Source organism: Archangium sp., from assembly GCF_036388035.1.
Lineage (GTDB): Bacteria > Myxococcota > Myxococcia > Myxococcales > Myxococcaceae > Archangium.
On sequence record NZ_DASVSO010000986.1, the window covers coordinates 1 to 4489 of the forward strand.

A 4489-nucleotide genomic window follows, 5' to 3' on the forward strand; every position below is an offset into this window, starting at 1 on the left:
CGCGAAGAAGAGTCGCGCCACCGCCGCGTGGTTCGTCGCCAGCAGCGCCACCCGGTCTCCCGCCTTCACGTCCCTCGCCTGGAGCGCGGCCACCCACCGGCCCACCTCGGCGTCCAGCTCCCGGTACGTCCACCGCTGGCCCGCGAAGGTCAGCGCCAGTGCGTCCGGTCGCGTCTCCGCGCCGGCTCGGATGGGGCACGTCCACTGCATCACCGCACTCCCTGGCCCGGTGTCTTCGGCAAGCGGATGCGTCCCCGCACCGGGCGGAATGGATGGTTCTCGGGCTCGTTGCTGAAGAGGTGGCCCACCCCCAGCCCCGATGCGTACCGCCCCGAGGGCAGCGCCGCTCCGAGGTGGGCCGCACCCGCTCGGGCGACGACTCCGTCCAGCGAGCTCGTCACGTAGGCGTCCAGGCCCTTTTTCGCCGCCTCTCGCGCCAGCGCCAGCGTCGGCAACAGGCCGCCCAGCACCATCGGCTTGAGCACCAGGATGCTCACCGTCGGGGTGTCCTGGAGGAGCGCGCGCAGGGCCTCGGGCACGGACAACGACTCGTCCGCCGCCAGGGGACAGGGGGCTCGCAGGTTCAGCCGGCGAAGGGCTCCGTGGGCCTCGGCCGCTACGGGTTGCTCGCACAGCTCGAGGTGGAATCCGCCCAGCGCGTCCAGCGCGGGCCCCGCCTCCGACTCAGTCCATGCTCCGTTCGCGTCGACTCGCAGGCGCACGTCCGGGCCCACGGCCTCGCGGACCGCTGACAGTCGGGCCACGTCCTCCGCCACGGGGCGGCCCGCCACCTTGAGTTTCAGCGTCTCGTAGCCCTCGGCCACGGCCTGACGGGCTTCTTCCGCCAGGGCCCGCGGAGATGCCGCGCCCAGCAAGGCGTTGACCTGGACTTCCTCGCGCGCCTTCGTCGAGAGCAGGTGACTCAGCGGGAGGCCCCGGCGCTGGGACAGGAGATCCAGCAGGGCCTGCTCCACCGCGTGCCTCGCCGCGGGGTGCTCGGAGCGAACACCCAGGGAGTCGGTCAGTCCTTCGAGCGTCTCGGGGACCTCCCCGCCGCGCAGGCTCGACAAGTGCGCGCCCAGGACCTGCTCGCAGGCGTCCGGCGACTCCGTGCCGAACTCCGGCAACGGCATCGCCTCGCCCTGCCCCATCCGCCCCGCCTCGTCCCGCAGGTGCACCACGAAGCCCTCTCGCGCCGCGTAGGTGGCCCTCGCCGTCTTCAGCGGGCGCACGAACTCCAGGCGCAACGGGTGGAACCCCGCCTCCGTGATGCGCATGAGCTCACCTCACCTCAGGAACAGCCCCACCGAGAAGAGCAGTCCGAATACCAGTTGCAGCTTCGCCGTCCCGCCCAGCGCCGGGTTCAGTGCCCCGCCCTGCGCCCCGAGCACCAGCTTCAACGGCGGCACCGCCACCGGCGCGCTCAGCAGCGCCAGCAGTACCCACGGGCTCGCCAGCCCCAGGCCCCACATCGCCAGCGGCGTCGCGTAGGCCGCGGCCAGCAGCAGCACGTACTCGGCCTTCCCCGCCGTCGTGCCCAGGCGCACGATCAACGTCCGCTTGCCCGCCTTCACATCCGTGGACGCGTCCCGCAGGTTGTTCACCACCAGCAGCGCCGTGCCGATCGCCCCCACCGGGATCGCCGCCCACCACGCCTCCGGACCCACCGTCAGCGCCTGCACGTAGAACGTCCCCGGCACCGCCACCAGCCCGAAGAAGAGGAAGACGAACACGTCTCCCAGCCCGTGGTACGCGAGCGGAAAGGGGCCTCCCGTGTACGCGTAGCCGGCCAGCACCGACGCCAGCCCGATGGCCACGATGGGCCAGCCGCCCACCACCACCAGGTAGATGCCCGTCACGATCGCCAGCCCGAAGCACGTGAGCGCGCTCGCCAGCACCGTGCCCGGCGCGATGAGGCCGCTCTGCGTCACCCGCTTGGGCCCCAGCCGCTCCTCGGTGTCCGCGCCCTTCTTGAAGTCGTAGTAGTCGTTGGTGAGGTTGGTGCCGATCTGGATGAACATCGCGCCCACCAGCGCCGCCAGCGCCGGCAGCCACCGACCCACGCCCAGCCCGTAGGCGAGCGCCGTCCCCACCATCACCGGCACCAGCGCCGCCGTCAGCGTCTTCGGCCGGGCGGCCATCAGCCACGTCTTCAAGGTGGGGCGAGGCGCCTCCACCGCGGGAGCAATCGCGTTCATGGGACTCACGGAGACTCGGGACTAGTTGTGGCCGCCGGCCGCGCTCTTGTCCGGAGTCGTGTTCTCGAACTCCTCCGGGGACTCGTACCAGGGCGTCTGCAGGAAGGAGAGCACCTCGCGCGCGTACTCCTCCGGCACTTCCAGATGTGGGGCGTGGCTACAGTCCTCGAACGTGCGGCGCCACACCACCGGCAGCTCCGCCGCCATCCGGCGGGCGATCTGCGTGAACTTGTCGTCCAGCGCGCCCGTCAGCAGCAGCGTGGGCAGCCGCTGGCGCTGCAGCTCGGGCCAGTAGTCCGGCTGCACGCCCAGGCCCAGGCAGTCCAGCGCTCCGACGAGGCCCTCCACGGTGCACGCGCCGCGACGGGTCCGCAGGGTCTCCTGCTGCTCGGCGGGCAGCTTGCGCAGGCCCGCGAAGATGGGCTGCGCCTCCCAGTGCGCCACGAAGGCCTCCACGCCCCGCTGGCGGATGAACGTCGCCAGCTCCGCGTCCTTCGCGCGCCGCTCCGTCCGCTCCTGCCGACGGTGCAGCCCCGGCGAGCCGCTCTCCATGATGAGCCGCCCGAAGCGCTCGGGCCGGCGCAGGGCCGCGGCCAGGGCGAACCGCGCCCCCTGCGAGTACCCCAGCAGGTTCGCCGTGGGCACCTTCAGCTCGTCCAGCACCGCCACCAGCGCGTCCACCGTCTCCAGGAAGCCCTCGCGCCCGGTGCGCGTGGGCAGCGGCGTCTCGCCATGGCCCGGCAGGTCCACCGCGATGGCCCTCACCTTCTCGCCCAGCAGCGGGCGCAGGTGATCGAACGAAGAGCGGTTCCCCGTGAACCCATGCAGGAGGAGGAGCGGGCGCGAGCCCTCTCCCCACGTCTCGTATGCCAGCTTCAGAGCCATGGGCCCTCTCCCAGTGACGCGGCCATTCTCGCGAACAGCTGCCGGTGCAGTTCCACGTTCGTCGTGCGCTCCGCCACCTTGGCCTCGATGACGTGGAGGCCGCCCTTGAGCCCCTCGGCCACGGCCGTCCGCAGCGACACGGGCGAGTCCGGGCGCCGGAAGCGGGCCTGGTAGAGCGCGGCGGCATGCGAGAGGTCCACGCCGTGCGGCGTCCCCCACAGGGCCTCGTAGTGCTTCTGGGCCCCCTCGGCCTGCGCGATGGGAAGGAAGGAGAAGATGCCGCCCCCGTCGTTGTTCACCACCACCACCGTCAGGGGCACCCCGCTCCGGCGCGCCGTGAGCAGCCCGCCCACGTCGTGCAGGAAGGCCAGGTCGCCCGTGAGCAGCACCGTGGGCCGCCCCGAGGCCGCCGCCACTCCGAGCGCGCTCGACACGATCCCGTCGATGCCGTTGGCGCCCCGGTTGGCCAGCACCCGGAGCCGCCGGCCCGTCGGCGGCGCGAAGGCGTCCACGTCCCGGATGGGCATGCTGCTGGAGACGAAGAGGTTCGCCCCGTCCGGCAGCGCCCCCACCACCTCGTGGGCGATGCGCATCTCGGTGAGCGACATGTCCTCCGAGAAGGCCGACTCCAGCGCCGCCCGGGCCCACTGCTCGGCCCAGAGGAAGCTCCGGGCCCACGGGCCCAGGCCCCGCGAGAGCCCCTGCGTCAGCGCCTCGCAGGCCGCCACCGCCGAGCCCTCCACCACCCGCGCCGCGCGGTGCGTCGGATCGAACAGCGCGCCCTCGTCACTGAAGAGCACCACCTCCGCGCCCGAGCCGTCGATCCACGCCTGCGGCCCCTTGGGCGTCAGGCCCCCACCGAAGCGCAGCACCAATTCCGGCCGGTGCGCCTTCGCGAAGGGCTCGTGGCGCAGCATCGCGTCGTAGAGGGACACCGTGGCCGGGCCGCCGCCATAGCGGGCCTGCGAGGAGGCCTCGGCCAGCACCGGGTAGCCGGTGGCCTCGGAGAGCGCGGCGATGGCCTCCGCGAAGCCGTCGTTCTCGTCCCGAGGCCCGCAGACGATGACGCCCCGCTCGGTGGAGACCACCCGGGCGCGAATCGCCTCCAGCGCTCGGGGATCCGGCTGGCGGGCCGCCGGGGTGATACGGGTGAGCGGAGCCCCCGAGCGTCCCTCACGGGCCAGCGCGGAGAGCCGCTCCACGCCGAAGGGCCCCGGCGTGGGCGCGAGCGGCTCGCGGAACGGCACGTTGAGCTGCACCGCGCCCCTCGGCGCCCGCGTCGCCATGGCCACCGCCCGGGCCGCCGTGGCCCTCAGGTGCACCAGCGCCGCGTCGTTCGCCTCCGGCATGCCCACATCCGCGTACAGCCGCGCGAAGTCTCCGAAGAACCGCCCCTGGGGCACCGT

5 protein-coding genes are annotated in these 4489 nt (G+C 73.0%); all 5 read right to left on the reverse strand.

Features of this window, described 5'->3' with window-relative positions; all coding sequences use genetic code 11:
• Nucleotides 1–210, reverse strand: a 210-nt coding sequence (locus VF697_RS40815; RefSeq protein WP_331103813.1) for an AMP-binding protein, incomplete at its 3' end; no start/stop codon positions are given.
• Nucleotides 210–1277: an o-succinylbenzoate synthase gene (gene menC / locus VF697_RS40820; RefSeq protein WP_331103815.1), complete on the reverse strand. Its 1068-nt coding sequence runs from the start codon at nt 1275–1277 to the stop codon at nt 210–212. The genes VF697_RS40815 and menC, both read right to left, overlap by 1 nt.
• 9 nt (nt 1278–1286) lie before the next feature.
• A complete protein-coding gene (locus VF697_RS40825; protein ID WP_331103816.1) occupies nt 1287–2198 on the reverse strand; it encodes a 1,4-dihydroxy-2-naphthoate polyprenyltransferase in 912 nt (303 codons plus the stop codon).
• 21 nt (nt 2199–2219) lie between these two features.
• Complete coding sequence (gene menH, locus VF697_RS40830) at nt 2220–3083, reverse strand: 2-succinyl-6-hydroxy-2,4-cyclohexadiene-1-carboxylate synthase (protein ID WP_331103818.1); 864 nt, start codon at nt 3081–3083, stop codon at nt 2220–2222.
• On the reverse strand, nt 3074–4489 hold a 1416-nt coding region (menD, locus tag VF697_RS40835), incomplete at its 5' end, for a 2-succinyl-5-enolpyruvyl-6-hydroxy-3-cyclohexene-1-carboxylic-acid synthase (protein ID WP_331103820.1). The genes menD and menH, both read right to left, overlap by 10 nt.